General features: G+C 72.2%; 30 protein-coding genes. 6 read left to right on the top strand and 24 right to left on the bottom strand.

Annotated features, from left to right (window positions below; all coding sequences use genetic code 11):
• Positions 1–159: 159 nt before the first annotated feature.
• The 11 genes from lgt to hisI form a co-directional block, all read right to left on the bottom strand.
• The gene (gene lgt / locus ACZ5K7_RS30560; protein ID WP_468918193.1) at positions 160–1,197 is read right to left on the bottom strand and encodes a prolipoprotein diacylglyceryl transferase; all 1,038 of its coding nucleotides are present in this window, start codon (positions 1,195–1,197) and stop codon (positions 160–162) included.
• Positions 1,198–1,306: 109 nt separating this feature from the next.
• Positions 1,307–2,083: a DsbA family protein gene (locus tag ACZ5K7_RS30555; RefSeq protein ID WP_468918190.1), complete on the bottom strand. Its 777-nt coding sequence runs from the start codon at positions 2,081–2,083 to the stop codon at positions 1,307–1,309.
• A gap of 87 nt (positions 2,084–2,170) precedes the next feature.
• Positions 2,171–2,989, bottom strand: coding sequence for a tryptophan synthase subunit alpha (trpA, locus tag ACZ5K7_RS30550; RefSeq protein ID WP_468918187.1), 819 nt, complete (start codon positions 2,987–2,989; stop codon positions 2,171–2,173).
• Entirely contained in the window at positions 2,986–4,269 is a 1,284-nt protein-coding gene (gene trpB, locus ACZ5K7_RS30545; RefSeq protein WP_351695169.1) for a tryptophan synthase subunit beta, read from the bottom strand. Before trpB ends, trpA begins: the two co-directional genes overlap by 4 nt.
• A 79-nt stretch (positions 4,270–4,348) precedes the next feature.
• The gene (gene trpM / locus ACZ5K7_RS30540) at positions 4,349–4,573 is read right to left on the bottom strand and encodes a tryptophan biosynthesis modulator TrpM (protein ID WP_468918183.1); all 225 of its coding nucleotides are present in this window, start codon (positions 4,571–4,573) and stop codon (positions 4,349–4,351) included.
• A gap of 21 nt (positions 4,574–4,594) precedes the next feature.
• Positions 4,595–5,404: an indole-3-glycerol phosphate synthase TrpC gene (gene trpC / locus ACZ5K7_RS30535; RefSeq protein WP_351695175.1), complete on the bottom strand. Its 810-nt coding sequence runs from the start codon at positions 5,402–5,404 to the stop codon at positions 4,595–4,597.
• A 155-nt stretch (positions 5,405–5,559) separates the two neighbouring features.
• Positions 5,560–6,006 (bottom strand): DUF2752 domain-containing protein, encoded by a 447-nt coding sequence (locus ACZ5K7_RS30530; RefSeq protein WP_468918180.1) that lies wholly within the window; start codon positions 6,004–6,006, stop codon positions 5,560–5,562.
• 76 nt (positions 6,007–6,082) lie between these two features.
• A complete protein-coding gene (locus ACZ5K7_RS30525; RefSeq protein WP_351695179.1) occupies positions 6,083–6,343 on the bottom strand; it encodes an HGxxPAAW family protein in 261 nt (86 codons plus the stop codon).
• Positions 6,344–6,633: 290 nt separating this feature from the next.
• Positions 6,634–7,281, bottom strand: a complete 648-nt coding sequence (locus ACZ5K7_RS30520; protein WP_351695182.1) for a TIGR02234 family membrane protein — start codon at positions 7,279–7,281, stop codon at positions 6,634–6,636.
• Between the two features lie 51 nt (positions 7,282–7,332).
• Complete coding sequence (locus ACZ5K7_RS30515; protein WP_351695185.1) at positions 7,333–8,820, bottom strand: anthranilate synthase component I; 1,488 nt, start codon at positions 8,818–8,820, stop codon at positions 7,333–7,335.
• An 11-nt stretch (positions 8,821–8,831) separates the two neighbouring features.
• Positions 8,832–9,236, bottom strand: a complete 405-nt coding sequence (hisI, locus tag ACZ5K7_RS30510) for a phosphoribosyl-AMP cyclohydrolase (protein WP_351695187.1) — start codon at positions 9,234–9,236, stop codon at positions 8,832–8,834.
• An 82-nt stretch (positions 9,237–9,318) separates the two neighbouring features.
• Between hisI and ACZ5K7_RS30505 the strand changes: the two genes are divergently transcribed.
• Complete coding sequence (locus ACZ5K7_RS30505) at positions 9,319–9,954, top strand: TIGR03085 family metal-binding protein (protein WP_468918174.1); 636 nt, start codon at positions 9,319–9,321, stop codon at positions 9,952–9,954.
• A gap of 9 nt (positions 9,955–9,963) precedes the next feature.
• Entirely contained in the window at positions 9,964–10,362 is a 399-nt protein-coding gene (locus ACZ5K7_RS30500; protein ID WP_351695190.1) for a VOC family protein, read from the top strand.
• Positions 10,363–10,368: 6 nt separating this feature from the next.
• Here the strand turns inward: ACZ5K7_RS30500 and ACZ5K7_RS30495 are convergent, their stop codons facing one another.
• From ACZ5K7_RS30495 to hisD, 10 genes are all read right to left on the bottom strand, one after another.
• The gene (locus tag ACZ5K7_RS30495; RefSeq protein ID WP_351695192.1) at positions 10,369–11,628 is read right to left on the bottom strand and encodes an MFS transporter; all 1,260 of its coding nucleotides are present in this window, start codon (positions 11,626–11,628) and stop codon (positions 10,369–10,371) included.
• Positions 11,629–11,642: 14 nt separating this feature from the next.
• The gene (locus ACZ5K7_RS30490) at positions 11,643–12,233 is read right to left on the bottom strand and encodes an ArsR/SmtB family transcription factor (RefSeq protein ID WP_351695194.1); all 591 of its coding nucleotides are present in this window, start codon (positions 12,231–12,233) and stop codon (positions 11,643–11,645) included.
• A 137-nt stretch (positions 12,234–12,370) separates the two neighbouring features.
• The gene (gene hisF / locus ACZ5K7_RS30485) at positions 12,371–13,126 is read right to left on the bottom strand and encodes an imidazole glycerol phosphate synthase subunit HisF (protein ID WP_468918169.1); all 756 of its coding nucleotides are present in this window, start codon (positions 13,124–13,126) and stop codon (positions 12,371–12,373) included.
• The gene (locus ACZ5K7_RS30480; protein WP_351695198.1) at positions 13,123–13,521 is read right to left on the bottom strand and encodes a RidA family protein; all 399 of its coding nucleotides are present in this window, start codon (positions 13,519–13,521) and stop codon (positions 13,123–13,125) included. Before ACZ5K7_RS30480 ends, hisF begins: the two co-directional genes overlap by 4 nt.
• Positions 13,518–14,243, bottom strand: coding sequence for a bifunctional 1-(5-phosphoribosyl)-5-((5-phosphoribosylamino)methylideneamino)imidazole-4-carboxamide isomerase/phosphoribosylanthranilate isomerase PriA (gene priA, locus ACZ5K7_RS30475; RefSeq protein WP_468918166.1), 726 nt, complete (start codon positions 14,241–14,243; stop codon positions 13,518–13,520). The genes ACZ5K7_RS30480 and priA overlap by 4 nt, the downstream gene beginning before the upstream one ends.
• Positions 14,240–14,884 carry an imidazole glycerol phosphate synthase subunit HisH gene (gene hisH, locus ACZ5K7_RS30470; protein ID WP_351695202.1) on the bottom strand — a complete coding sequence of 215 codons (645 nt, stop codon included), beginning with the start codon at positions 14,882–14,884 and terminating at the stop codon, positions 14,240–14,242. Before hisH ends, priA begins: the two co-directional genes overlap by 4 nt.
• Positions 14,881–15,045, bottom strand: a complete 165-nt coding sequence (locus tag ACZ5K7_RS30465; protein ID WP_351695204.1) for a hypothetical protein — start codon at positions 15,043–15,045, stop codon at positions 14,881–14,883. The genes hisH and ACZ5K7_RS30465 overlap by 4 nt, the downstream gene beginning before the upstream one ends.
• A 3-nt stretch (positions 15,046–15,048) precedes the next feature.
• Positions 15,049–15,642: an imidazoleglycerol-phosphate dehydratase HisB gene (gene hisB / locus ACZ5K7_RS30460; protein ID WP_351695206.1), complete on the bottom strand. Its 594-nt coding sequence runs from the start codon at positions 15,640–15,642 to the stop codon at positions 15,049–15,051.
• Positions 15,639–16,748 (bottom strand): histidinol-phosphate transaminase, encoded by a 1,110-nt coding sequence (locus ACZ5K7_RS30455; protein WP_351695208.1) that lies wholly within the window; start codon positions 16,746–16,748, stop codon positions 15,639–15,641. Before ACZ5K7_RS30455 ends, hisB begins: the two co-directional genes overlap by 4 nt.
• Complete coding sequence (hisD, locus tag ACZ5K7_RS30450) at positions 16,745–18,070, bottom strand: histidinol dehydrogenase (RefSeq protein ID WP_450971718.1); 1,326 nt, start codon at positions 18,068–18,070, stop codon at positions 16,745–16,747. Before hisD ends, ACZ5K7_RS30455 begins: the two co-directional genes overlap by 4 nt.
• A gap of 260 nt (positions 18,071–18,330) precedes the next feature.
• Between hisD and ACZ5K7_RS30445 the strand changes: the two genes are divergently transcribed.
• From ACZ5K7_RS30445 to ybaK, 4 genes are all read left to right on the top strand, one after another.
• The gene (locus ACZ5K7_RS30445) at positions 18,331–19,839 is read left to right on the top strand and encodes an oxidoreductase (protein ID WP_468918418.1); all 1,509 of its coding nucleotides are present in this window, start codon (positions 18,331–18,333) and stop codon (positions 19,837–19,839) included.
• 142 nt (positions 19,840–19,981) lie between these two features.
• A complete protein-coding gene (locus tag ACZ5K7_RS30440; protein WP_351695214.1) occupies positions 19,982–21,034 on the top strand; it encodes a hypothetical protein in 1,053 nt (350 codons plus the stop codon).
• Positions 21,035–21,045: 11 nt separating this feature from the next.
• Complete coding sequence (locus ACZ5K7_RS30435; protein WP_351695216.1) at positions 21,046–21,786, top strand: LON peptidase substrate-binding domain-containing protein; 741 nt, start codon at positions 21,046–21,048, stop codon at positions 21,784–21,786.
• A gap of 15 nt (positions 21,787–21,801) precedes the next feature.
• Positions 21,802–22,305 (top strand): Cys-tRNA(Pro) deacylase, encoded by a 504-nt coding sequence (gene ybaK, locus ACZ5K7_RS30430; RefSeq protein WP_351695218.1) that lies wholly within the window; start codon positions 21,802–21,804, stop codon positions 22,303–22,305.
• 424 nt (positions 22,306–22,729) lie between these two features.
• Here the strand turns inward: ybaK and ACZ5K7_RS30425 are convergent, their stop codons facing one another.
• The 3 genes from ACZ5K7_RS30425 to ACZ5K7_RS30415 form a co-directional block, all read right to left on the bottom strand.
• Positions 22,730–23,395 carry an AAA family ATPase gene (locus ACZ5K7_RS30425; protein WP_351695220.1) on the bottom strand — a complete coding sequence of 222 codons (666 nt, stop codon included), beginning with the start codon at positions 23,393–23,395 and terminating at the stop codon, positions 22,730–22,732.
• A 34-nt stretch (positions 23,396–23,429) separates the two neighbouring features.
• On the bottom strand, positions 23,430–24,254 hold the full coding sequence (locus ACZ5K7_RS30420; protein ID WP_351695222.1) for an ABC transporter permease: 825 nt from the start codon (positions 24,252–24,254) through the stop codon (positions 23,430–23,432).
• A gap of 88 nt (positions 24,255–24,342) precedes the next feature.
• Positions 24,343–25,317 carry an ABC transporter ATP-binding protein gene (locus ACZ5K7_RS30415; RefSeq protein ID WP_351695224.1) on the bottom strand — a complete coding sequence of 325 codons (975 nt, stop codon included), beginning with the start codon at positions 25,315–25,317 and terminating at the stop codon, positions 24,343–24,345.
• Between the last annotated feature and the right edge of the window lie 51 nt (positions 25,318–25,368).

Here is a 25,368-nt window from a genome sequence, read left to right as displayed (position 1 = left end):
ACAGCCCGATCCCTTCTTCGGCCCTCCGCCGGTGAACCTCTTCCGCCGCAACAGCGAGCACCCCTGCGGCGGTGCCGGGCTCGCCGGGACCCGTCGGCCCGTACGCGAAGAGGGCGCCCGGTCCGATCCCGGGCGCCCTCTTCGTCGTATCGCGGCAGGTCAGCTCTTCTTGGTCGCCGACCCGGCCTCGTCCTTGGCTTCGGCCTCGTGCTCGTCCTTGGCCTCGTGCTCGTCCTTGGCGTCGGCCTCGTCCCTGGCTTCGGCCTCGTGCTCGGCCCCGTCTTCGGAAGCCTCCGCCTCGGAAGCCTCCAGCTCGGAAGCCTCCTTGGCTTCAGCAGCCTCGGCGGCTTCACCCGTACCGTCGACCTCCCCGTCGGAGACGCCCGGCTCGACCGCCGCCTCCCGGCCCGGCCGCTTCTTCGCGGACAGCACGATGTACAGCACCGCGAGCAGGAACACGATCATCGCGGTCCAGTCGTTGAGCCGCAGACCGAGGATGTGGTGGGCGTCGTCGACGCGCATGTACTCGATCCAGCCGCGGCCCACGCAGTACGCGGCGACGTACAGCGCGAACGCCCGGCCGTGTCCCAGCTTGAATCGGCGGTCGGCCCAGATCACCAGGATGGCGACGCCGATGCACCACAGCGACTCGTAGAGGAAGGTCGGGTGGTAGTAGCCGGGGACCCGGCCGCCCTCGGACGAGGTGATGTGCAGGGCCCACGGCACATGCGTCTCGCGGCCGTACAGCTCCTGGTTGAACCAGTTGCCCCAGCGGCCGATCGCCTGGGCCAAGGCGATGCCGGGGGCGATGGCGTCGGCGTAGGCCGGGAGCGGGATGCCCCGGCGCCGGCAGCCGATCCACGCACCCACCGCGCCGAGCGCGATCGCGCCCCAGATACCGAGGCCGCCCTGCCACACCTTGAAGGCGTCGACCCAGTCACGGCCCTCGCTGAAGTACAGCTCGTAGTCCGTGATCACGTGGTACAGACGCCCGCCGACCAGGCCGAACGGCACGGCCCAGACGGCGATGTCGGCCACCGTGCCGGCCCGCCCGCCCCGGGCGATCCAGCGCCTGTTTCCGAGCCAGACGGCTACGAAGACACCGATGATGATGCAGAAGGCGTAGCCGCGCAGCGGAATGGGACCGAGGTGGATCACTCCGCGCGAAGGGCTGGGAATGTAGGCAAGAAATTCCATGGCAGGGTCGACGCTACCGTGCCGGACCGGGCCGACGGCAACCAGCCCGGCTACGGCTCCATAACAGGGAGGTGAGAAACGACAGGGGCGTGAGAGACGCTTGCCCCGCTCACCCCTTGTTGGCGTCCTCCACGAGCTGCTTCAGCTTGGCCGGGGTCATGGTCTGGTCCTGGTAGATGTTCTTGCCGTCGAGCAGAACGGTCGGGGTGCCGCCGAACTTGGCCGCCTGGAAGGCCTCGTTCGACTTGACGACCCAGGCGTTGTGCTTGCCGTCCTTGACGCATTTCTGGAACGTCGGCGTGTTCAGGCCCTGGACCTTGCCGGCCAGCTCGATCAGCTTGTCGTTGTTCGAGAAGGCGTCGTCGGTTTCCTTCGGCTGGTTCTCGTACAGCGCGTCGTGGTAGTCGCGGAACTTGCCCGCGTCCTGGGCGCAGGCCGCCGCGTTGGCCGCGTTCCGGGAGCCGCTGCCGCCGAGGTTGCCGTCGATCAGCGTGACCAGGTGGTACTCGATTCTGAGCTTGCCGGAGTCGGTCAGCTCGTGGAGCGTCGGGCGGTACGCCGTCTCGAAGGCCTGGCAGGCCGGGCAGCGGAAGTCCTCCCAGATGGTGAGCGTCGCCTTGGCGTCGTCCTTGCCGACCGGGATCGCGAGGCTGTCCTTGCCCTGCGCGCCCGAGGGCGCCACGACCGGGCCCGAGCTCTTGCTGTTCTTGTCCTTGCCCGCGTTCGCGGCGACGACGCCGATCACCGCCGCCAGGCCGAGGACACAGACGACGCTCGCGCCCACGATCAGCGCGCGCCGTCGCTTCTCCGCGGACTGCTGCTTCTCGCGGTCGGCTGCGATCCGCTCGCGGGCCGTCCGCTTTCCGTCACGATTCTTCTCGCTCACACCACCAGAACGAACCGGGGAGGCGCACCGCGCCTCCCCGGTCCCAGGTCCACCCGTTCGAGTGACCGGATGTTGCGTGGTGTTCCGTTACGCCTGTCCGCGCACGCCCTTCGCCAGGTCACCGGCGAGTTCCCGGACGGCCGCCACGCCCGCCGCGTCGTCCGGCGCGTCCAGCATCCGCTTCACGAAGGCCGAGCCGACGATCACCCCGTCGGCGAAGCCGGCGACCTCGGCGGCCTGGGCCGCGTTGGAGACGCCGAGGCCGACGCAGACGGGCAGCCCGGTGCCGGTGGCCCGGGTGCGTTCCACCAGGTCCTGGGCCTGCGCGCCGACCGATTCACGGGTACCGGTGACACCCATCAGGGAGGCCGCGTAGACGAAGCCGCTGCCGGCCGCCGTGATCTGCGCGAGCCGCTCGTCCTTGCTGCTCGGCGCCACGACGAAGACGGTCGCGAGGCCGTGCTTCTCGGCGTGCTCCCTCCACAGGGCCGACTCCTGGACGGGCAGGTCGGGCAGGATGCAGCCCGCGCCGCCCGCCTCGGCCAGCTCGGCGGTGAAGCGCTCGACGCCGTAGCGGTCGATGGGGTTCCAGTACGTCATGACGAGGATCGGCTTGCCGGTGGCCGCGTAGGCCTCCTTGACCGTGCGCATGACGTCCGCGATCTTCACACCGCCGCGCAGGGCGATGTCGTCGGCGGTCTGGATGACCGGGCCGTCGAGCACCGGGTCGCTGTGCGGCAGGCCGACCTCGACGACGTCCGCGCCGCCGTCCAGGACGGCCTTGACCGCCTCGATGCCGCCGGCCACGGTCGGGAACCCGGCCGGGAGGTAGGCGATGAGCGCGGAGCGGCCTTCGGCCTTGGCACCGGCGAGGGTGTCGGACAGCAGCTGAATGTTCCCGCTCACTTGGCGTCCCCCTCGATCTCGGCGGTGGCGGTGGCGTCGGCGGCGACCTCGGCGTCGGTGTCGTACAGCCCGAAGTAGCGCGCGGCGGTGTCCATGTCCTTGTCGCCGCGCCCGGACAGGTTGACGACGATCAGCCCGTCCTTGCCGAGTTCCCTGCCGACCTCCAGGGCGCCGGCGAGGGCGTGGGCGCTCTCGATGGCCGGGATGATGCCCTCGGTGCGGGACAGCAGGCGCAGGGCCTGCATGGCCGCGTCGTCGGTGACCGCGCGGTACTCGCCGCGGCCGGAGTCCTTGAGGTAGGAGTGCTCCGGGCCGATGCCCGGGTAGTCCAGGCCGGCCGAGATCGAGTACGGCTCGGTGATCTGGCCCTCCTCGTCCTGGAGGACGTAGGACCGGGAGCCGTGCAGGATGCCGGGCTCGCCGGCGGTGAGGGTGGCGGCGTGCTCGCCGGTCTCGATGCCGTGGCCCGCGGGCTCGCAGCCGATGAGGCGGACGTCCTCGTCGGGGATGAAGGCGTGGAAGAGGCCGATGGCGTTGGAGCCGCCGCCGACGCAGGCGATCGCCGCGTCGGGGAGCCGGCCGGCCCGCTCCAGGATCTGGCGGCGGGCCTCGACGCCGATGACCCGGTGGAAGTCGCGGACCATGGCCGGGAAGGGGTGCGGTCCTGCGACCGTGCCGAAGAGGTAGTGGGTGTGGTCGACGTTGGCCACCCAGTCGCGGAACGCCTCGTTGATGGCGTCCTTGAGGGTGCGGCTGCCGGACTTCACGGAGATGACCTCGGCGCCGAGCATGCGCATCCGGGCCACGTTGAGGGCCTGGCGTCGGGTGTCGATCTCGCCCATGTAGATGGTGCAGTCGAGGCCGAACAGCGCGCAGGCGGTGGCCGTCGCCACGCCGTGCTGGCCGGCGCCGGTCTCCGCGATCACCCGGGTCTTGCCCATGCGCCTGGTGAGCAGGGCCTGGCCGAGCACGTTGTTGATCTTGTGGGAGCCGGTGTGGTTGAGGTCCTCGCGCTTGAGGAAGATCCGCGCGCCGCCCGCGTGTTCCGCGAAGCGGGGGACCTCGGTGAGGGAGCTGGGGCGGCCGGTGTAGTTGACGAGCAGGTCGTCGAGTTCGCGGGCGAACTCGGGGTCGTGCTTGGCCTTGTCGTACTCGACGGCGACCTCGTCCACGGCGGCGACGAGGGCCTCCGGGATGAACTTGCCGCCGAAGGCGCCGAAGTAGCCCTCTGGCGAGGGCACCTGGCCTTCTGGGTCAGGGAAGAAGTAGTCGCTGGGCATGCGGAAACCTCACGGTGAGTGCGTGTGAAAAGACACTATTCGCCGTGGGGCGTGGGGATTGTCTGTCGGCTGCGAGCCGTCAGTGGTTGCTCGCGCCCGCGCGGCGGCAGCCGCACATCGACGAGAGCCCCGCGCCCCTGACGGGGCGCTGCCATCGCATGCCGTTCACCTGACCCGGCTCGGCACCGATGACGTAACGCACGCGGCGGCCGTGGACGCGCCTCGCCGGGGCTCGGCAGCCCCGGGGGCGGCAGCCACGCGCGAGGCGGGGGTACCGGTCCACGGTCGTCACGGTCACAGTCATCGGTGTCAGCCTATCGGGTGATCAGGGGCGGCCGTGCCGCAGCGCCGGATGTTCGCCCGCCGCCACCAGGTCGGCCACCGCCGACTTGGGGTCGCGGCCGGTCACCAGGGACTCGCCGACCAGGACCGCGTCGGCGCCCGCGTTGGCGTAGGCGATCAGGTCGTGCGGGCCGCGGACACCGGACTCGGCGACCTTGACGACGGTGTCGGGGATCTCCGGGGCGACCCGCTCGAAGGTGGAGCGGTCGACCTCCAGGGTCTTCAGGTTGCGCGCGTTGACACCGATCACCTTGGCGCCCGCGTCCACCGCGCGCTCGACCTCGTCCTCGTCGTGCACCTCGACGAGCGGGGTGAGGCCGATGGAGACGGCACGCTCGATCAGCGACTCCAGGGCCGGCTGGTCGAGAGCGGCGACGATCAGCAGCGCGAGGTCGGCGCCGTACGCCCGGGCCTCCCACAGCTGGTACGACGTGACGATGAAGTCCTTGCGCAGGACCGGGATGTCCACGCGGGCCCGGACCGCCTCCAGGTCGGCCAGCGAGCCGCCGAAGCGGCGCTGCTCGGTCAGGACCGAGATGACGGCCGCGCCGCCCGCCTCGTAGTCCGCGGCGAGCCCGGCCGGGTCGGCGATCGCGGCCAGCGCGCCCTTGGACGGGCTGGAGCGCTTGACCTCGCAGATCACCTTGACGCCGTCGCCGCGCAGTGCGGCCACGCCGTCCTTGGCCGCGGGTGCCTTCGCCGCGCGCTCCTTGAGCTCGTCGAGGCTCACGCGCGCCTGCCGCTCCGCGAGGTCGGCACGGACTCCGTCGATGATCTCGTCGAGCACACTCACGCGAGCGGTCCCCTTCCGGTTCCGGACGATTCTTCCGAGCGAGTCAAAACCCACGCGGGTCAAAACCCATGGTCACATCGATGGTATCCGCAGGATGGCGCCGACCTCGCATCCAGCCGACGGCGGCCCCCTCTACCTGCGCGTTCGCCAGTTGATCAAGGATGCAACCAGCCGACGAAGGGCAGGTTCCGGACAACGGTGAAAACCAGCAGCACCGCGCCCAGGGTCCACATGGGCACCGGCCTGAGCTCGATCCGGGCGGGCCGGCCGCGTACCGCGCGCGCGACCCAGACGGTCCACACCACGGCGAAGGCCAGATAGGCGGCCACGCCCGCCGCGTTGTCCCGCAGCGCGGCCAGGAAGTCGCCGTGCACGAAGGCGTGCGCGCTGCGCAGGCCGCCGCAGCCGGGGCAGTACAGGCCGGTGAGCCGGTAGAGGGGGCAGACCGGGTAGTGGCCGGGCTGGTTGGGGTCGACCGTACCGACGTAGGCGAAGGCCCCGGCGACGGCGGCCAGCACCCCCGCGGGCACCGCCAGCCGTCCTCGCAGGGAGGGCGGGGCCGGGGCGGCTGCGCGGGGAGTGTCGGCGTTCACGCCTCGCATTGTGCCCCGTACGGTCGGCACGCGCGCGCGAGGGGCGTCCCGATGTCTCGGGACGCCCCTCGGGAAGCGCTGTCGATCAGCTCTCGGCGGTGACCGGCTCGCGGGTGGCGGCGGCCGGAGCGGTGCGCGTCACCAGGGCGGTCTGCTTCGGCATGCCGAGGCCCATGGCCCGCATGATCATGCCGACGACGCCACCGAGGACCACGATCACCATCCCGGCCCAGAAGCCCACCGGCTGTGCCATGACCATGAAGGCGCCCGCGACGCAGAAACCGATGAAGGCGATGGTGACGCCGGTCCAGGCGGCCGGGGTGTGACCGTGGCTGCTGCCCGCCATGACTTGCTCCTCGTAGCTGGTGCGTGTCGTACGTGCCGTCCGTGGCCGCGCTCGTACGGGTCCGTTCCGGACGCTCGACCTCCATTGTCCCGTACGCGCGGGCCCGCCGTGAGCGGGGGTGGCGTCTGATGCGCCACATCGGTCTGCGGCGCCGCGAGGCTCAGCGCCCCGAAAGGGGCGCGGGGCCGTGTTCGATGTGCGGCTGCCGCCGCGTGGGCGCGACCAGCCCCAACGGACGCCGCAGACGTCCGACGGCCAATCGACTCATCGCGGCGCCCCCGGCGAAGCGCTCACGCTCCCGTAGGGTCCTCACCCCGGTCCAGGGCCTTCCAGATGTCCTCGGGCCGGTCCGGGTCGACCGGCTTCGGTGCGCGGCGCGGCCGCTCCGCGCCAGTGCCGCGCTCGTAGCGCCCGGACATGGCGGGCCAGAGGCGGCCGTAGCGCAGCGCGAGCAGCCCGGCGACCAGGATGAGCGCGCCGCCGGCCGCGGCGACGTACGGCCAGCCGGTGTGGCTGAGCGCGGCGACCGTGGCGGAGGTGTCGCCGCTGGCCTCGGCGGCCTTCTCGTCCAGCGCGGAGCCGTCGGAGGCGCCCGCCAGGGCGGCGGCGGCGATGCCGGCGCCGGAGAGTGCGAGGAGCCCGGAGACGAGGAAGCGGCCGGCCCGGCGGACGGCGAAGACGGCGACGAGCGCGGCGAGGCCCACTATGGCGAGGGCCGCGGGGACGCCCGTGACGTCGCTGCCCTTGGCGGTCAGCGGGAAGGCGCCGCCGGCCACCGTCGCGGTGCCCTCCGCCCAGCGCTGCCGGCTGGACAGCAGGGCCACGGCCGCGCCGAGCGCACCGAACAACAGCGCGATGGCAAGGCTGCGGCGGCCGCCGGACCCGGGGGGTGCGGCGGCTTCGGAACGGGGGTGAGGAGCAGCAGTCACGTACTCCACTATGGCTTGAACCCCGGGCGAACGGTCACCCGGGGTTGAGTGAGAAGCGCCCTACTTGCCCAGTCTGTTGGCCGTGTGCACCGCGCGCAGCACCGCCGCCGCCTTGTTGCGGCACTCCTGGTCCTCGGCGACCGGGTTCGAGTCGGCGACGATGCCCGCGCCCGCCTGGACGTACGCCGTGCCGTCCCGCAGGAGGGCGGTACGGATAGCGATGGCGGTGTCGGAGTCGCCGGCGAAGTCGAGGTAGCCGACGCAGCCGCCGTACAACCCCCTTCTGGACGGCTCCAGTTCGTCGATGATCTGCATCGCCCGGGGCTTGGGGGCGCCGGAGAGGGTGCCGGCCGGGAAGCAGGCGGTGAGGACGTCGAAGGCGGTGCGGCCCTCGGAGACCTTTCCGGTGACCGTCGAGACGATGTGCATGACGTGCGAGTACCGCTCGACGGACATGAAGTCGACGACCTCGACGGAGCCCGGTTCGCAGACCCGGCCCAGGTCGTTGCGTCCGAGGTCGACGAGCATCAGGTGCTCGGCGCGCTCCTTGGGGTCGGCCATCAGCTCGTCGGCGAGGTCCTGGTCCTCGCGCGGGGTGGCCCCGCGCGGCCGGGTGCCGGCGATGGGGTGGACCATGGCCCGCCCGTCCTCGACCTTGACCAGGGCCTCCGGGGAGGAGCCGACGACGTCGAAGCCCTCGAAGCGCAGGAGGTACATGTACGGGGACGGGTTGGTGGCCCTCAGGACCCGGTAGACGTCCAGCGCACTGGCCGTGCACGGGGTCTCGAAGCGCTGCGAGGGGACGACCTGGAAGGCCTCGCCCGCGCGGATGCGCTCCTTGATGTCCTCGACCGCGACCTGGAAGTCGGGACCGCCCCACAGGGCCGTGTACTCGGGGAGTTCGGAGGGGGGCAGGGCGGCCGGGGGCTGGGCGACCGGGCGGGAGAGGTCGGCCTCCATGGCGTCGAGACGGGCGATCGCGTCCGCGTAGGCCTCGTCGACACCGGTGTCGAGGTCGTTGTGGTTGATCGCGTTGGCGATCAGCAGGACCGAGCCCTCCCAGTGGTCCATCACCGCGAGGTCGCTGGTGAGGAGCATGGTCAGCTCGGGCAGTTGGAGGTCGTCCCGCTCCCCCGGGCCGATCTTCTCCAGGCGGCGCACGATGTCGTAGCCCAGATAGCCGACCATGCCGCCGGTGAACGGGGGCAGGTCCTCCGCGTGCGGGGTGTGCAGGGCCTCGATGGTGGCGCGCAGGGCGGCCAGCGGGTCGCCGTCGACGGGCACGCCGACCGGCGGGGTACCGAGCCAGTGTGCCTGGCCGTCGCGGGTGGTGAGGGTGGCCGAGGAGCGGACGCCCACGAAGGAGTAGCGAGACCATTGGTATGCCGTGCGGCCGTTCTCGGCGGACTCCAGCAGGAAGGTGCCGGGGCGCTCGGCGGCGAGCTTGCGGTAGAGCGCGACCGGGGTGTCGCCGTCGGCGAGGAGCTTGCGGGTGACCGGGATGACGCGCCGGTCGGTCGCCAGCTTGCGGAAGGTCTCCAGTTCCATGGCGGCAGACCTTACTGATCGGAGGCCGGGACGCCGCAATCGGCGCCGTCCTTCAGGAGCACGTCGGCGTCGAAGCAGGTGCGGTCGCCGGTGTGGCAGGCGGCACCCACCTGGTCGACCTTGACCAGCAGGGTGTCGGCGTCGCAGTCGAGGGCGACGGACCTGACCCACTGGAAGTGGCCGGAGGTGTCGCCCTTGACCCAGTACTCCTGGCGGCTGCGTGACCAGTAGGTGCAGCGGCCGGTGGTGAGGGTGCGGTGCAGCGCCTCGTCGTCCATCCAGCCGAGCATCAGTACCTCGCCCGTGTCGTACTGCTGCGCGATGGCGGGGAGGAGGCCGTCGGCGCTGCGCTTGAGGCGGGCGGCGATCTCCGGGGCGAGGCCGCTGGGCGGGGGCGTACCCGTCGTACTGGTCATGGGTGCCATTGTGCCGCGCGGCACCGACAGTCACGGACCGTGTCCACTGTCCGGACCGTGCGTGGGGTCGTAGGCTGGCCCCATGTCGACCTTCGCCAAGCGTGAACGGCTTCTGCTCGCCGACCTCTTGGAGACCGCCGGTCCCGAGGCTCCGACCCTCTGCGAGGGCTGGGTGACCCGGGATCTGGCCGCGCATGTGGTGGTGCGCGAGCGCCGGCCGGACGCGGCCGGGGGCGCGCTGATCAAGCAGCTCGCGCCACGCCTGGAGAAGGTGACGGCCGAGTTCGCCGCGAAGCCGTACGAGGAGCTGATCCAGCTGATCCGTACCGGGCCGCCGCGGTTCTCGCCGTTCCAGCTGAAGCAGGTCGACGAGGCGGCCAACACGGTGGAGTTCTACGTCCACACGGAGGACGTCCGCCGCGCCCAGCCGGACTGGGCCTCGCGCGAGCTGGACCCCGTCTTCCAGGACGCCCTGTGGTCCCGTCTGGAGCGCACCGCCCGGCTGCTGGGCAGGGGGGTGCCGACGGGCCTGGTGCTGCGCCGTCCGGACGGCCAGACGGCCGTCGCCCATCGTGGCGCCCCGGTGGTGACGGTGACCGGCGAGCCCTCCGAGCTGCTGATGTTCGCCTTCGGCCGGCAGAACGCGGCGAAGGTCGGGGTGGACGGCGACGAGAACGCGATCGCCAAGCTGCACGAGTCCAAGCAGCTGGGCATCTAGGAGCCACCCGTGATCAAGGTCGCGATGACCAGTGTGTACGTCGACGACGTCACGAAGGCACACGCCTTCTACACGGACGTCCTCGGTTTCGAGACCCGCGCCCATCTCGACCTGGGAGGCGGCACCCTGTTCGTCACGGTCGGCGCGCCCGAGGGCGCCCAGCGGGATCTCCAGCTGCTGCTGGAGCCCGGCCAGGGTCCCATCGCCGAGCCGTACCGCAGGGCGGTGTACGACGCGGGGCTCCCGGCGATCGTCTTCTCGGTGGACGACATCGACGCGGAGTACGAGCGGCTGCGGCTGCTCGGTGTCCGGTTCACGCACGAGCCGCAGGAACAGGGCCCGGTGATCGCGGCCGTCCTCGACGACACGGTCGGCAACCTGATCCAGCTGACCCAGCCGAAGGCCTGAGCGGCCTCAGCGGGGCAGCTCGGCCCGGCGCAGCCCCGGCACGGCGAGCGCGACGACCCCGCCCAGTCCGCAGACGGCGGCACTGACGACGTACACCGGGCCGAGCCCGAAGACGCCGATGGCGGCGGCCGTGAAGGGCATGCTGAGTGGGGTCAGCCCCAGGCTGATCAGGCTGGACACGGCGGTGACCCGGCCCAGGCAGGCGGGGTCGGCGTGGGTCTGCAGCAGCGCGGCACACATCGCGCCGCTGAGACCCGTGAGCAGGCCGAGCAGCAGGGCCACGCCGATGGCACCGACGAGGCTCGACACGAAGGCGAGGGCGCCGATCGCGACGGATCCGGCGAGGATGGCGTACCCGGCGATCAGCCCGGCGCGCGGCAGCCGGCCCCGGACGGCCAGCAGGAGCGAGGTGGCCCCCGCACCGGCCCCGAAACCGGCGATCACCCAGCCGATCCCGACGGCACCCCAGCCGCGCCGGTCGGCGAGCAGGGTGAGCCCGACGTTGAGGGGGCCGACGAAACCCAGGTCGCCGAGGGCGATGGCCGGCATCAGCGGGGCCAGGACGGGGTGGTGGCGGATGTGGGCGAGACCGGCCCGCAGGTCCTGCCAGGGGTTGACGGTGGCCGCGCGGTCGCCGGCCGGCAGTTCCCGGACCCGCAGGGACATCAGCAGGGGTACCGATACGGCGATGAGCAGGCCGGCGAGGCCGAAGGCGGCCGCGACACCGCCGAGTGCCAGGACGAGGCCGCCGAGCGGGGCGCCGAGGATGTAGGCGACGCGCTGGGCGAGTCCGCGCAGGCCCTGCACGCGCGCGAGCTGGTCGCGGCTGGTGACACGCGCGGGGAGGGCGCCCACGGCGGGCATGAACACGGCGTCGACGGCGCCGAAGACCAGGGCGAGCGCCGTCAGCGGCCCCAGGTCCGGGCTGGTCAGGAGGAGCAGCGCGGCGACGGCGAGGACGGCCGCGCAGCGCACCGCGTCGCCGGCGATGACGACCCGGCGTGGCCCGAGCCGGTCGGCGATCACCCCGCCGAACAGCATCAGCACGGCCCTGGGCAACGCGCTGACGGCGATCACGGCCCCGGCCTGCGCGGGTGAACCGCCCTGGACCGCGGCCCAGGACAGGGCTACGTAGTAGACGGTGTCGCCGACCATGGAGGAGGTGTAGCCGCCGAGCCAGCGCAGCACGTTGGGGTCGCGGTGGGCGGGCTTCGCGACGGCGGCGGTGACGCCGGCGGCCGTCGCGGGCAGGTCGGTCGAAGTCACGGGCGCGGCCCTTCTCAGAGGCGGAACGGGAAGCCGTACACGTGCAGCGCGACGTGCTCGCGCCCCTCGGTGTCGCCGTTCGCCTCGGCGGACCGGCCTTTCTCGTCGTACTTCCTGGCCAGCGCGGCCAGTTCCTCGCGGAGTCCGTCCAGTTCGGCCGCGGTCAGGCGGAGCAGGGACTCGCTGTCGGGCGCGGCGGCGTTCCACTCGGCGCTCCAGGTGGGGCGCTCGTCGAGGTAGCGGCGGTACATGTCGGCGCGCTGCTCGTGGAAGAGCCGCGTGGCGGCGAGGTGGGCGGCCGCCTTCTCGGGTGCGTCCCTGAAGTCCCGGTCACGGATGGCGACGCCGTCCGACGCGGGCTGCCACCAGCGCTCCCGGCCGTCCGCGCGCTGCGGTTCGGCCGCCTCGATCAGCCCGTGCTCGGCGAGCTTGCGCAGGTGGTAGCTGACCAGCGAGACGGCCTCGTCGACCTGTTCGGCGAGCTGTGAGGCGGTCGCCTTGTCGGCCACGCACAGTCCTCGGTAGAGCTTCATGCGCAGCGGGTGCGCGAGCGCCTTGAGGGTGCCCACGTCGGTGATCCGGCGGTCCCGCTCCTTGTCCGTCATGACACCGACCCTAGATACGCAAGAAAAGTTGCGCAATCTATTTTGCGCAACTTTTCTTGCGTATCTGTGGACGCGTCAGGGCGGCAAAAGGCCCCGGCGCCCATCGAGGGCGCCGGGGCCAGAGTCTCTGCACGGCGTCACCGCACGGGATGTCCCGCCTCGCGCAGCGCCTGCTTCACCTCGCCGATCCGCAGATCGCCGAAGTGGAAGACGGAGGCGGCGAGGACGGCGTCCGCGCCCGCGCCGATCGCCGGGGCGAAGTCGCCCAGCCGGCCCGCGCCGCCGGAGGCGATCACCGGGATGGTGACGTGCTTGCGGACCGCCGCGATCATCTCCAGGTCGTAGCCGTCCTTGGTGCCGTCCGCGTCCATCGAGTTGAGCAGGATCTCCCCCGCGCCCAGCTCGGCGGCCCGGTGCGCCCACTCGACCGCGTCGATGCCGGTGCCGCGGCGGCCGCCGTGGGTGGTGACCTCGAAGGTGCCTTCGGGGGTGCGGCGGGCGTCCACCGACAGGACCAGGACCTGGCGGCCGAAGCGTTCCGCGATCTCCCGGATCAGGTCCGGGCGGGCGATCGCGGCCGTGTTGACGCCCACCTTGTCGGCGCCCGCCCGCAGCAGCTTGTCGACGTCCGCGGCGGTGCGCACCCCGCCGCCGACGGTCAGCGGGATGAAGACCTGCTCGGCGGTGCGGCGCACCACGTCGTAGGTGGTCTCGCGGTCGCCGGAGGACGCGGTGATGTCCAGGAAGGTCAGCTCGTCGGCGCCCTCCGTGTCGTACACCTTGGCCATCTCGACCGGGTCGCCCGCGTCCCGCAGGTTCTGGAAGTTGACGCCCTTGACGACGCGGCCGTTGTCCACGTCCAGGCAGGGGATGACTCGGACCGCCAGGGTCATGCCGTGGCCTCCCCTCGGTACGCCTCCACCTCGACCTCGACGACCAGGCTGGGATCCACGAAACCGGAGACGATGATCATGGACGTGGCGGGCCGGACGGATTCGAACAGCTCCTTGTGGGCGCGTCCCACATCGTCCACGTCCCGGGCGTGGGTGACATACATACGTGTCCGCACCACATCGTCACGGCCCAGGCCCAGCTGCCCCAGCGCCGCGAACGCGACGTTGAAGGCGTTGACCGTCTGCTCGTAGGGGCCGCCCCCGGCGATCTGGCCGTCCACTATGGAGGTGCAGCCGGAGACCAGCACCAGGCCGTTGGGCAGTTCCACCGCACGGGAGTACCCGAAGGCGTCCTCCCAGGGCGCGCCCGTCGTGACACGTCGCAGCTCACTCACGGGGACACTGCCTCCAGTGCTTCTTCCAAGGTGAACGCCTTGGCGTAGAGAGCCTTTCCGACGATGGCACCCTCGACACCGAGGGGTACCAGCTCGGCCAGCGCGCGGAGGTCGTCCAGCGACGACACGCCGCCGGAGGCCACGACCGGCCGGTCCGTCGCCGCGCAGACGTTCCTCAGCAGCTCCAGGTTCGGGCCCTGGAGGGTGCCGTCCTTGGCGATGTCGGTGACGACGTAGCGTGCGCAGCCCTCCTGGTCGAGGCGGGCCAGCGTCTCGTAGAGGTCGCCGCCGTCGCGGGTCCAGCCGCGGCCGCGCAGGGTCGTGCCCTTGACGTCCAGGCCCACCGCGATCTGGTCGCCGTGCTCGGCGATGACCTTGGCGACCCACTCCGGGCTCTCCAGGGCGGCCGTGCCGAGGTTCACCCGGCGGCAGCCGGTGGCCAGGGCGGCCGCCAGCGAGGCGTCGTCCCGGATCCCGCCGGACAGCTCCACCTTGATGTCCATCGCGCCGGCGACCTCGGCGATCAGCTCGCGGTTGTCGCCGGTGCCGAACGCGGCGTCCAGGTCGACCAGGTGCAGCCACTCGGCGCCCGACCGCTGCCAGGCGAGGGCGGCCTCCAGCGGGGAGCCGTAGGAGGTCTCGGTTCCCGACTCGCCGTGCACGAGGCGGACGGCCTGGCCGTCGCGGACGTCGACGGCGGGGAGGAGTTCGAGCTTGCTCACAGTGTTCCGATCCAGTTGGTGAGGAGCTGGGCGCCGGCGTCGCCGGACTTCTCGGGGTGGAACTGGGTGGCCCACAGGGCGCCGTTCTCCACGGCGGCCACGAACGGCTTGCCATGCGTCGACCAGGTCACGAGCGGGGCCCGCAGCGAGGCGTTGTGCGTCTCCAGCGACCAGTCCTGGACGGCGTAGGAGTGCACGAAGTAGAAGCGGGCGTCGGCGTCCAGGCCCGCGAACAGCTCGGAGCCGGCCGGTGCGTCCACGGTGTTCCAGCCCATGTGGGGCACGATCTCGGCCTGGAGCGGCTCGACCGAGCCGGGCCACTCGTCCAGGCCCTCGGTCTCCACGCCGTGCTCGATGCCGCGCGCGAACAGGATCTGCATCCCGACGCAGATGCCCATCACCGGCCGTCCGCCGGACAGCCGCCGGCCGATGATCCAGTCCCCGCGGGCCCCGCGCAGGCCCTCCATGCAGGCGGCGAAGGCGCCGACGCCCGGCACCAGCAGCCCGTCGGCGTTCATCGCCTTGTCGAAGTCACGGGTTATCTCGACGTCGGCCCCGGCGCGGGCGAGCGCCCGCTCGGCGGAGCGGACGTTCCCGAAGCCGTAGTCGAAGACGACGACCTTCTTCGAGGGTGCGCTCAATTCCACACCTCCAGCCTCATGATGCCCGCCACCAGGCACATCGCGGCTCCTATCGAGAGCAGCACGATGAGGCTGGTGGGCATCTTCTGCTTGACGAAGGAGATGATTCCGCCGACCAGGAAGAGGCCGACGACGATCAGCAGGGTGTTCAGCCCGGTCATGGCTTACAGAGCGCCCTTCGTCGAGGGGAGGATGCCGGCCGCGCGCGGGTCGCGCTCGGAGGCGTAGCGCAGCGCCCTGGCGAGCGCCTTGAACTGGCATTCCACGATGTGGTGTGCGTTGCGCCCATAGGGCACGTGCACATGCAGGGCGACCTGTGCCTGGGCCACGAAGGACTCCAGGATGTGCCGGGTCATGGTGGTGTCGTACTCGCCGATCATCGGGGCCATGTGTTCCGGCTCCGTGTGGACGAGGTACGGGCGGCCGGACAGGTCCACCGTGACCTGGGCGAGGGACTCGTCCAGCGGGACCGTGCAGTTGCCGAAGCGGTAGATGCCGACCTTGTCGCCGAGCGCCTGCTTGAAGGCGGCGCCGAGGGCGAGGGCGGTGTCCTCAATGGTGTGGTGCGAGTCGATGTGCAGATCGCCTTCGGTCTTCACGGTGAGGTCGAACAGACCGTGCCGGCCGAGCTGGTCGAGCATGTGGTCGTAGAAGCCGACACCGGTGGCGATGTCGGTCTTCCCGGTGCCGTCGAGGTCGATCTCGACGAGGACCGAGGTCTCCTTGGTGGTGCGCTCCACGCGCCCTACGCGGGTCATGCGTCCAGCTCCTTCTTGACTTCACGTACCGCGTCGAGGAACGCGTCGTTCTCTTCGGGGGTTCCGGCGGACACCCGCAGGAAGCCGGGCACGCCGTTGTCGCGGACCAGGACCCCTCGGTCGAGGATCCCCTGCCAGGCGCGGTGCGGGTCCTCGAACCGCCCGAACTGCACGAAGTTCGCGTCGGACTCGGTGACTTCCAGGCCGAGCGCCCGCATCTCGGCGACCAGCCGGTCCCGCTCGGTCTTCAGCTGCTCGACGTACTTCAGCAGGGTGTCGGTGTGCTCCAGGGCGGCCAGCGCGGTCGCCTGGGTGATCGCCGACAGGTGGTACGGCAGCCGGACGAGCTGTACGGCGTCCACCACCGCGGGGTGCGCGGCGAGGTAACCGAGGCGCAGGCCGGCCGCGCCGAAGGCCTTCGACATGGTCCGGGAGACGACGAGATTCGGCCGACCTTCGAGCAGCGGCAGCAGCGAGGCGCCGTGGCTGAACTCGACGTACGCCTCGTCGACGATCACCATGGACGGCCGGGCCGCCTGGGCCGCGTCGTACAGCGCGAGGACCGTCTCGGCGGGCACCGCGTTGCCCGTGGGGTTGTTGGGGGTCGTGACGAACACGACGTGGGGCCGGTGCTCGGCGATCGCGCGGGTGGCGGCCTCGACGTCGAGGGTGAAGTCGTCCTCGCGGGGGCCGGAGATCCAGGCCGTGCCGGTACCGCGCGCGATCAGCGAGTGCATCGAGTACGACGGCTCGAAGCCGAGTGCGGTACGGCCCGGTCCGCCGAAGGTCTGCAGCAGTTGCTGGATGACCTCGTTGGAGCCGTTGGCCGCCCACACGTTCTCGACGGCGAGCGGGTGGCCCCCGGTCCTGGTCAGGTACCTGGCCAGCTCGGTGCGGAGCTGGACCGCGTCCCGGTCGGGGTAGCGGTTCAGGTCCCGGGCGGCCTCGCGCACCCGCTCGGCGATCCGCTCGACCAGCGGCTCGGGCAGCGGGTAGGGGTTCTCGTTGGTGTTCAGCCGTACGGCGACGTCCAGCTGGGGCGCGCCGTAGGGGGACTTGCCGCGCAGCTCGTCCCGTACGGGGAGATCGTCGATTCCGAAGTTCACTTGCTCGCCGGTACCTTCCACCCGAACCTCGCCTTGATCGCCGCGCCGTGTGCCGGCAGATCCTCCGCGTCCGCCAGCGTGACCACGTGATGCGCGACCTCGGCCAGCGCGTCCTCGGTGTAGTCGACGATGTGGATGCCGCGCAGGAACGACTGCACGGACAGCCCGGAGGAGTGGCAGGCGCAGCCGCCGGTGGGCAGCACGTGGTTGGACCCGGCCGCGTAGTCGCCGAGGGAGACCGGCGCCCAGGGGCCGACGAAGATCGCGCCCGCGTTGCGGACCCGGCCGGCCACCGCCGCGGCGTCGGCGGTCTGGATCTCCAGGTGTTCGGCGCCGTACGCGTCGACGACCCGCAGGCCCTCCTCGACGCCGTCGACCAGGACGATCGCGGACTGCCTGCCCTTGAGTGCCGGGACGATCCGGTCGTCGACGTGCTTGGTGGCCGCGACCTGCGGTTCCAGCTCCTTCGCCACCGCGTCCGCGAGTTCCACGGAGTCGGTGACCAGGACGGCGGCGGCCAGCGGGTCGTGCTCGGCCTGGCTGATCAGGTCGGCGGCGACGTGCACCGGGTCGGCGGTGGCGTCCGCGAGGACCGCGATCTCGGTGGGTCCTGCCTCGGCGTCGATGCCGATCCGGCCGGTGAAGTAGCGCTTAGCGGCGGCGACCCAGATGTTGCCGGGGCCGGTGACCATGGTGACGGGCGGGCAGGACTCGGTGCCGTACGCGAACATCGCGACCGCGGAGGCACCGCCGGCCGCGTACACCTCGTCGACGCCGAGCAGGGCGCAGGCGGCCAGGATCGTCGGGTGCGGCAGGCCCGCGAAGTCCGCCTGCGGCGGCGAGGCGAGCGCGATGGACTCGACGCCGGCCTCCTGCGCGGGCACCACGTTCATGACCACGGAGGACGGGTAGACCGACCGGCCGCCGGGCGCGTACAGCCCGACGCGCTCCACGGGCACCCACTTCTCGGTCACGGACCCGCCCGGCACGACCTGGGTGGTGTGGCTCGTACGGCGCTGCTCGCGGTGGACGAGACGGGCGCGCCGGATCGACTCCTCCAGGGCCGCGCGCACGGCCGGGTCCAGCTCCTCCAGCGCCTTGGCCAGGGCCTCGGCGGGCACCCGCACCTGCGTCAGGGTGACCCCGTCGAACTTCTCGGCGAAGTCGATCAGCGCCGCGTCGCCCCGATGATGCACGGCCTCGCAGATCGGACGCACCTTCTCCAGGGCGGCCGAGACGTCGAAGTCGGCTCGGGGCAGCAGGTCGCGCAGGGCGAGTCCCTCGGGGAGGGCGTCGCCGCGCAGATCGATACGAGAGATCACAGGCCCAATTCTCTCAGACGGCACTCGGGGCCCGTTCGCGCGTATCAATGGCTGATACAGAACGTGAGCCAACGGCCGGTACATAGCCTGGCCGGAACCCGGAAGATCACCTTCACTTCTTGTGTTCGAGAGGTGACGGAGCGGGCATCACCGCTGGGCGAACACCTGACTGGCGAGTAGCTGAGGAAGAAGGAAGAGCCGTGACCGAGGGGGTCCGGGACGGGGAACTGCCGGACGATCTGACCGCGGCCGAGGCCGGGATGTGGCAGGCCTTCCGCAACGGCAGTGTGTACGACCTGAGCAGCGGCGACGTGCAGGTGGACGATCCGCACGGCGGCCATCCCTGGGGCCCCGAGCGGACCGTGCGGGCACGGATCGTCTGCTGGCTGCTGCTCGACGGGCCGCTGGCGCTCGCGGGCCGGGTGTCCGCGCTGAAGCTGGCCGGCCTGCGGATCACCGGGGCGCTGGACCTGGCGGGCGGCACCGTCACCCCGTACGTGGAGCTGCGCGGCTGCCGGTTCGACGACGAGGTCCTGCTGCCGGAGGCGCACTTCACCACCGTGCGACTGGTCGACTGCGCGGTGCCGCGTCTTGAGGCGGCCCGGGTGCGCACGGAGGGTGATCTGCATCTGCCGCGCTGCCGGTTCCTGGGCGGGGTCCGGCTGACCGACGCACACATCGGCACCGATCTGCTGCTGAACCAGGCGGTGGTCTACCGGGACCGCAGCGGGCGGTCGATCGCGGCCGACGGCCTGACCGTCGGGCAGGACCTGCAGGCGGACCTCCTGGAGTCGTACGGGGAACTGAGCCTGCGCAGCGCCAAGGTGGGCGTCTCGCTGAGCCTGCGCGGGGCCCGGCTGCGCAATCCCCACGGGCGCGCGCTGAACGCCCCCCAGCTGACCGTCGGCCGCACCCTGTACCTGACCCCCGCCGGGGTGGGCGGCCCCTGGCAGAGCGGCACGACCCCGGCGCGCGGGACCCGGATCCAGCGGTTCGAGTGCCAGGGCGGGATCCGGCTGGACGACGGGCGGTTCGGGGACGCCGTCGACCTGGAGCGGGCGCGGTTCACCTTCACGGACGACCAGGAGCTGTCGCTGCGCCGGGTGCAGGCGCCGGAGCTGCGGTTCCTCGGGGAGGAGCCGCAGCGCGGCCGGGTGGTGCTGTCGGGCGCCCGGACCGTGAACCTGGTGGACGGGGCGGCCAGCTGGCCGGGCCCCGGGCGGCTGCACATGGGCGGTTTCGTGTACGAGAACCTGGTCCCGCAGGGCCGGTTCCCGCTGACCCGGCGCCTGGACTGGGTGGCGGCGGCGACCGCCGAGTACAACCCGGAGCCGTACGAACGGCTGGCGACCGTGCTGCGAGCCGCCGGCGAGGACGAGGACGCGCGCGAGGTGCAGCTCGCCAAGCAGCGCCGGCGGCGCGAGACGCTGCCGGTCGCCGCCAAGTTCTGGGGGTACGCGCAGGACGTGACGGTGGCCTACGGCTACCGGCCGGGCCGGGCGGCGGTGTGGATGACGGTGCTGTGGGCGGCGGGCACGCTCGCCTTCGCACACGCCCCGCACCCCCCGATGAGCTCCGGCGGGCATCCGGTCTGGGATCCGGCGCTGTTCGTCCTCGATCTGCTGCTGCCGGTGATCGACCTGGGCCAGGCCGGCCAGTGGCGTCTCAGCGGCGGCTGGCAGTGGGCGGCCGCCGTGATGATCCTGCTGGGCTGGATCCTGGCGACGACGGTGGCGGCGGGGGCCACGCGGCTGCTGAGGCGCCTTTAGGGCACGACGGGTGCGGCTGACAGCCCTACAGGTGAGCAACAGTCACCTTTTGCCTTTCCTTGACTCGGAACCCTACAACTTTCACGGAATTGGCCTGGTGGTCTGGCGCCCGCCCGACCTGCCGACTTTCAATGGCGACACCATGGCTTCGCTGCGTGCGCTGTTCCGTTCCGCACGGACCGCAAGGACCGCCCCGCGCCCCGCCCTCGGCCCGCTGCCGGCCGACGACGAGGTCTTCCTCGACGCGCCCGACGAGCGGCTGGCCCCCGTGCTGGTCGCGGCCGGCCGGGGCGAGTACCGGCCCGCCTCGCGGCTGCTGGCCGGCACCAGAGCCGCGGCCGAATGGGAGGCACGGGACCGGTACGTGCGCCGGCTCGCCCTCTTCGCCCGATCCCGGGCCGAGTGGCTGGACGACTGGTCCACGGCCGCCCCGCACGACCCGGACCTGCTCCTGCTGCGGGCCCAGCTGGCGGTGGACCAGGCCTGGCCCTCCCCGGCCCGGACCGAGTTGCTACGCGCGGTGAGTCCGCTGATCACGGCCGCCGCACGCGGCGACGACCGCGACCCGGTGCCGTGGCGGGTGGCGCTGGACCACGCACGCGGCTCCAACGCCGGCCACAAGTACTTCGAGGAGCTGTGGGAGGCGGCGGTCCGCCGCGCCCCGCACCACCACGGCTGCCATGTGGCGGCCGTGCGCTATCTGGGCACGTACTGGCACGGCTCGCACAGCGAGTGCTTCGACTTCGCCGACCTGGCCGCCCAGGACGCCCCGGCCGACTCCCTCGTACAGGCCCTCCCGGCCCGGGCGGCCTTCGCCTATCTCACCGACGGGTGCGGCCCGGCGGTGCCACGCGCCCGCCTGGACGCGGCGGCCGACCGGGCGATCGCGCTCTCCGCCCGGCTCCCGGCGGCCGACCCCTGGCCGGCCGAGATCCGCAACAAGCTGATGTACCTCCTGGTCCGGCTGGAACGCTGGGAGGCCGCCCGCGCCCAGCTGCACCTGATCGGCCCGTACGTCACGTCGTTCCCCTGGGACCGCGTGTCCGACGACCCGCTGGGCCATTTCGTACGGCTGCGCGCGCACCTGCTGGCCGGTACGGAACCCCTCCCCGAGACCGGACCGGTCCCCTCGCAGCGGAGCGCGGGGCGCCCACGGGCTGAGCACGGCGGACATGTTCCCGCCGATGACCACTAGGCTGTGGCGCCGTGACCACCGTCCGTCTTCCCCTCTTCCCGCTGAACTCGGTGCTGTTCCCGGGGCTCGTGCTGCCGCTGAACATCTTCGAGGAGCGCTATCGCGCCATGATGCGCGATCTGCTGAAGACCCCCGAGGAGGAACCCCGCCGGTTCGCCGTCGTGGCGATCCGCGACGGCCACGAGGTGGCACCGAGCGCGCCCGGCATGCCGGATCCGACGGCCCAGCCCGACCGGGGTCCGGCGGCCGGCTTCGGGCCCGACCCCCTCAAGTCCTTCCACCGGGTGGGCTGTGTGGCCGACGCGGCGACGATCCGGGAGCGGGCGAACGGCACGTTCGAGGTACTGGCGACCGGGACCAGCCGGGTGCGGCTGCTCTCCGTCGACGCGTCGGGGCCGTTCCTGACGGCCGAGCTGGAGGAGCTGCCGGAGGAACCGGGCGACGAGGCGGGCGCGCTGGCGGAGGGGGTGCTGCGGGCCTTCCGCCAGTACCAGAAGCGGCTGGCGGGGGCGCGGGAGCGCTCGCTGTCGACGGGCGTCGAGCTTCCCGACGAACCGTCCGTGGTCTCCTACCTGGTCGCGGCGGCGATGATGCACGACATCCCCACCAAGCAGCGGCTGCTCCAGGCTCCCGACACCGCGTCCCGGCTCCGCGACGAGCTGAAACTGCTTCGCTCCGAGACGGCGATCATCCGTAACCTGCCGTCACTGCCCGCGGCGGAGCTGACGCGGGCGCCGACGAGTCTGAACTGAGCCGGGGTCCCTGCCATGCCGAAGAAGCCGAACAAGAAGCAGCAGTCCGGAGGCACGCCGGCGACGGTGGCCCTGACCGCGGCGGGCGTGGACTTCACCGTTCACTCCTACGACCACGACCCCTCCCACCCGTCCTACGGCGAGGAGGCGGCGGAGGCGATGGGTGTGTCCCCCGACCGGGTCTTCAAGACCCTGGTCGCGGACGTGGACGGCGCGCTCACGGTCGCGGTGGTGCCGGTGGCGGGCAGCCTGGACCTGAAGGCCCTGGCGACGGCGGTCGGCGGCAAGCGCGCGGCGATGGCGGACCCGGCCCTGGCCGAGCGCACCACGGGCTATGTCCGCGGCGGCATCTCCCCGCTGGGCCAGCGCAAGAAGCTCCCCACGGTCCTGGACGCGTCGGCGTCGTCCCACCCGACGATCTGCGTCTCGGCGGGCCGCCGCGGCCTGGAGGTCGAACTGTCCCCGGCGTCCCTGGCCGACCTGACGAACGCGACCCTGGCGCCCATCGGGCGTGCGTGACCTCTCGACGAAGCTCCCGTTCTCGGTTAATCACGGGAGACATGTCGAAGAAGACACGGAAACGGAAGTGGCGCACGAAGAAGGGCCACGCGAACCACGGTCGCCGTCCGGCATAGCGGGTGGGGGTACGGGGGACTGCCGACCGCGGCCCGTCAGGGGCTGGTCGCGCAGTTCCCCGCGCCCCCAGTTTGCCCACCCCGCCTCGCTTTCCAGCCCGTCCGGCGTTTGAGGACAAGGCCGTTCGGGCCGGACCGCGGCCCGTCAGGGGCTGGTCGCGCACTTTCCCCGCGCCCCCAGTTTCCTCACCCCGCCTCGCTTTTCAGCCCGTCCGGCGTTTGAGGACAAGGCCGTTCGGGCCGGGCGGGGGTCGAAGGGGGCGCAGCCCCCTGGGATGGGACGGGTAAGGGCGGCGGGGGCGGAAAACCTAGGCCGGCGGAGCCGCGTACGGTCCGTCCTGGTACGGCGGCTCCGGGTCCCGCGGGCCGAACAGCGCCGTCAGTCCCAGATGCACCAGCAACGCCGACAGCGACCACGCCAGCAACGCCCCCTTCGCCCCCAGCTTCAGCGGCGCCGAGAACGTCACCCCCTTGCCCACGGCCTTCGCATGCGCGATCACGTCCTGTTCCGGCCCCAGCCACACCCCCAGCCGCCATGCCAGCAGCGACCCGAGCAGTCCCCCGATCCCCAGCGCCACCACCAGCGGCACACCCCCGGCCCGCCGCCACAGGAACACCACGGCCGCGCTCACCGCACCGAACGCCAGCGCCAGCAGCGTGAACGTGCCGTCCACTCCCGCCGCCTGCTCCCCCTCGGTGTCCTTGAGGTAGACCACCCAGTTCTTGCCGGACTGGTCCCCCACCAGGGGCACATGCGGCGCCAGCCACAGCCACAGCAGCCCGAGCAGCACCCCGCTCACCGCCACCGCGAGAACGATCACCGCGGCCTGACGCAGTTCGGTCTTCATCCCGGGACCGTCCTGTCCGTACTGTCCGTACTGTGCTTCGACCGTCCCGGCAGGCGGCGGCGCCTGCCAGGCCTGGTGCGAGGACTGGTCGTGCGGCGGCGGAGGCGGCGTCAACGGTGCGGTCACCCTGACATCGTGCCAGGCCGGTCTGTGCGGCGCGTCACCGGACGGCGGCCCGGCGGTACGCCCAGGTGGCGACGGCCAGCGAGACGACCCCCACGCCGGCACACACGCCCAGGTCAGCGAGGACGACGGCCCAGTCGGGCTGGGCGCCGAAGGTCCGGGCGTAGGCCTCCACGCCGTACGTCGAGGGCAGCAGGTCGCGCGCGAGCCGAATGATGCCCGGCATCCGGTCCGGCGGCAGCACCCCGAGCAGCAGCGCCGCCGACATGCCCAGCTGCCCGAGCAGCGTGGCGAGTTCGGGCCGTGACGCGAGCAGCCCGCAGGCCGCGCCGAGCCCGGACAGGGCCGCCCCCGCCAGCGGGATCACGGCGAGGAGAATCCACAGGTTGCTCAGCGGCAGTCCGAACAGCACACACCCGAAGACGGCCGTCACCAGCGTCCCCGGCACGGTGAAGGAGGCGTACGCGGCGGCCGCCCCGAGCACCACGGAGGCCGGCGGCACCGGCAGTGTGGCGTAGTGGTCGAGGCCGCCGCTCGCCCGCAGCTGCCCGAAGTACTGCGCCAGCAGGTTCAGGGCCACATAGGCGACGACCACCACCGACGACCCCGCCACCACGGACTGGGCCTCGCCGCGGCTGTCCACCACCCCCCGCATCATGATCATGATGCCGACGGACTGGAAGGTCGCGACGAACAGCAGCGGGATCCGCGCCACCCGGGCACGGGACAGCTGCGCCCGGTAGACGGCCACCAGCGACGGCCACAGACGCGCACGCGGGCCCAGCTCGACCGCCGGGCGCGGCACCGTCTCCTCCAGGGCCAGGGCACCGCCCGGCAGAACCTCCGCGGGTACGACACTCACGTCGCGCAGCTCCTCTTCCCAACGGCATCCACGGCACGTACGGCCGCCGCACCTTCCCGTACGGGCCCGGTCGCCCCGGCGTTCACGGTCATGCCTTCACCAGCCCCTGCCGTGCGGCGCCGCCCAGCGCCAGATAGACGTCCTCCAGGCTGGGCGTGGCGAGGGTGAAGTCGTCCAGGGCGGCGAAGGCGGCCCCGCCGGTCACCGTGGCGACGACGGCACGCGCCTCCTCGGGCGCGAGCCGCAGCGTCCAGCGCCGGCCGGACTCGACGGCACGCTCCCGCAGGACGGCCACCTCGGGCACGTCCAGCGGGGCCCGCTCCCGCCACACCAGCTCGACCCGGACCTCGCCGGCGACCCGTTCCTTGAGTCCGGCCGGGGTGTCACAGGCGATGACCCGACCCTGGTCGAGCACGGCGACCCGGTCGAGGACCGTCTCGGCCTCGATCACGTTGTGGGTGACCAGGACGACGGTCGCGCCGTGCTCGGCCCGCCGCCGGTCGACGGCGGCCCACACGGCCCGCCGGGCCACCGGATCCATCCCGGTCGTCGGCTCGTCGAGCACCAGCAACGGCCGCTCCCCGACCAGCGCCGCGGCGAAACAGGCCAGCCGCCGCTGGCCTCCGGAGAGCTTCTTGATCGCCCGCCCGGCGAGGGGGCCGAGCCCCAGCTCCTCGAGCACGGCGTCCCGCTCGGCGCGGGCCCGCCGTACGTCCAGGCCGCGCAGCCGCCCGGTGGTCTCGGCGGCGAGGGACACGGTCAGCTCGTCCAGGGCGCTGGACTCCTGCCCGAGATAGGCGAGGATCCGCGCGGCCCGCTCCGGATGCCGCACGATGTCGTGCCCGAGGATCTCGACGGTCCCGGTGTCGGGCCGCAGCAGCCCGGTGAGCTGTCGGACGAGGGTCGACTTGCCGGCGCCGTTCGGCCCCAGCAGCCCGAAGATCTCGCCGCACCGGACATCGAGGTCCACCCGGTCGGTGGCCCGGACCTCCGGCACCCCGGGGGTCCCACGCCGCCCTTTGACCGCGGCGTAGGTCTTGGTCAGCCCACGCACGGCACACACCACGTCACTCTGCTGCCGAAGTGCCCGACCCACGCCCGTACTCACAAGGGA

Source organism: Streptomyces sp. NPDC031497, assembly GCF_055580905.1.
Note: the sequence above shows the minus strand (reverse complement) of the source record. Positions and strands in the feature narration are given on the sequence as shown.

What these genes read in the sequence shown, in the direction of transcription:
- hisF (WP_468918169.1), bottom strand. Translation starts at nt 13,126, where the DNA reads ATGACCCTGGCGGTCCGAGTCATCCCCTGCCTGGACGTGGACAACGGC.
- ACZ5K7_RS30440 (WP_351695214.1), top strand. Translation starts at nt 19,982, where the DNA reads ATGGCTTCGCTGCGTGCGCTGTTCCGTTCCGCACGGACCGCAAGGACC.
- ACZ5K7_RS30445 (WP_468918418.1), top strand. Translation starts at nt 18,331, where the DNA reads ATGTGGCAGGCCTTCCGCAACGGCAGTGTGTACGACCTGAGCAGCGGC.
- ybaK (WP_351695218.1), top strand. Translation starts at nt 21,802, where the DNA reads ATGCCGAAGAAGCCGAACAAGAAGCAGCAGTCCGGAGGCACGCCGGCG.
- ACZ5K7_RS30525 (WP_351695179.1), bottom strand. Translation starts at nt 6,343, where the DNA reads ATGGCGGGCAGCAGCCACGGTCACACCCCGGCCGCCTGGACCGGCGTC.
- ACZ5K7_RS30530 (WP_468918180.1), bottom strand. Translation starts at nt 6,006, where the DNA reads ATGCGAGGCGTGAACGCCGACACTCCCCGCGCAGCCGCCCCGGCCCCG.
- ACZ5K7_RS30515 (WP_351695185.1), bottom strand. Translation starts at nt 8,820, where the DNA reads ATGGAACTGGAGACCTTCCGCAAGCTGGCGACCGACCGGCGCGTCATC.
- ACZ5K7_RS30490 (WP_351695194.1), bottom strand. Translation starts at nt 12,233, where the DNA reads ATGACGGACAAGGAGCGGGACCGCCGGATCACCGACGTGGGCACCCTC.
- trpM (WP_468918183.1), bottom strand. Translation starts at nt 4,573, where the DNA reads ATGACTGTGACCGTGACGACCGTGGACCGGTACCCCCGCCTCGCGCGT.
- hisB (WP_351695206.1), bottom strand. Translation starts at nt 15,642, where the DNA reads ATGACCCGCGTAGGGCGCGTGGAGCGCACCACCAAGGAGACCTCGGTC.
- hisI (WP_351695187.1), bottom strand. Translation starts at nt 9,236, where the DNA reads ATGACCAGTACGACGGGTACGCCCCCGCCCAGCGGCCTCGCCCCGGAG.
- ACZ5K7_RS30465 (WP_351695204.1), bottom strand. Translation starts at nt 15,045, where the DNA reads ATGACCGGGCTGAACACCCTGCTGATCGTCGTCGGCCTCTTCCTGGTC.
- ACZ5K7_RS30505 (WP_468918174.1), top strand. Translation starts at nt 9,319, where the DNA reads ATGTCGACCTTCGCCAAGCGTGAACGGCTTCTGCTCGCCGACCTCTTG.
- trpB (WP_351695169.1), bottom strand. Translation starts at nt 4,269, where the DNA reads ATGCCCAGCGACTACTTCTTCCCTGACCCAGAAGGCCAGGTGCCCTCG.
- lgt (WP_468918193.1), bottom strand. Translation starts at nt 1,197, where the DNA reads ATGGAATTTCTTGCCTACATTCCCAGCCCTTCGCGCGGAGTGATCCAC.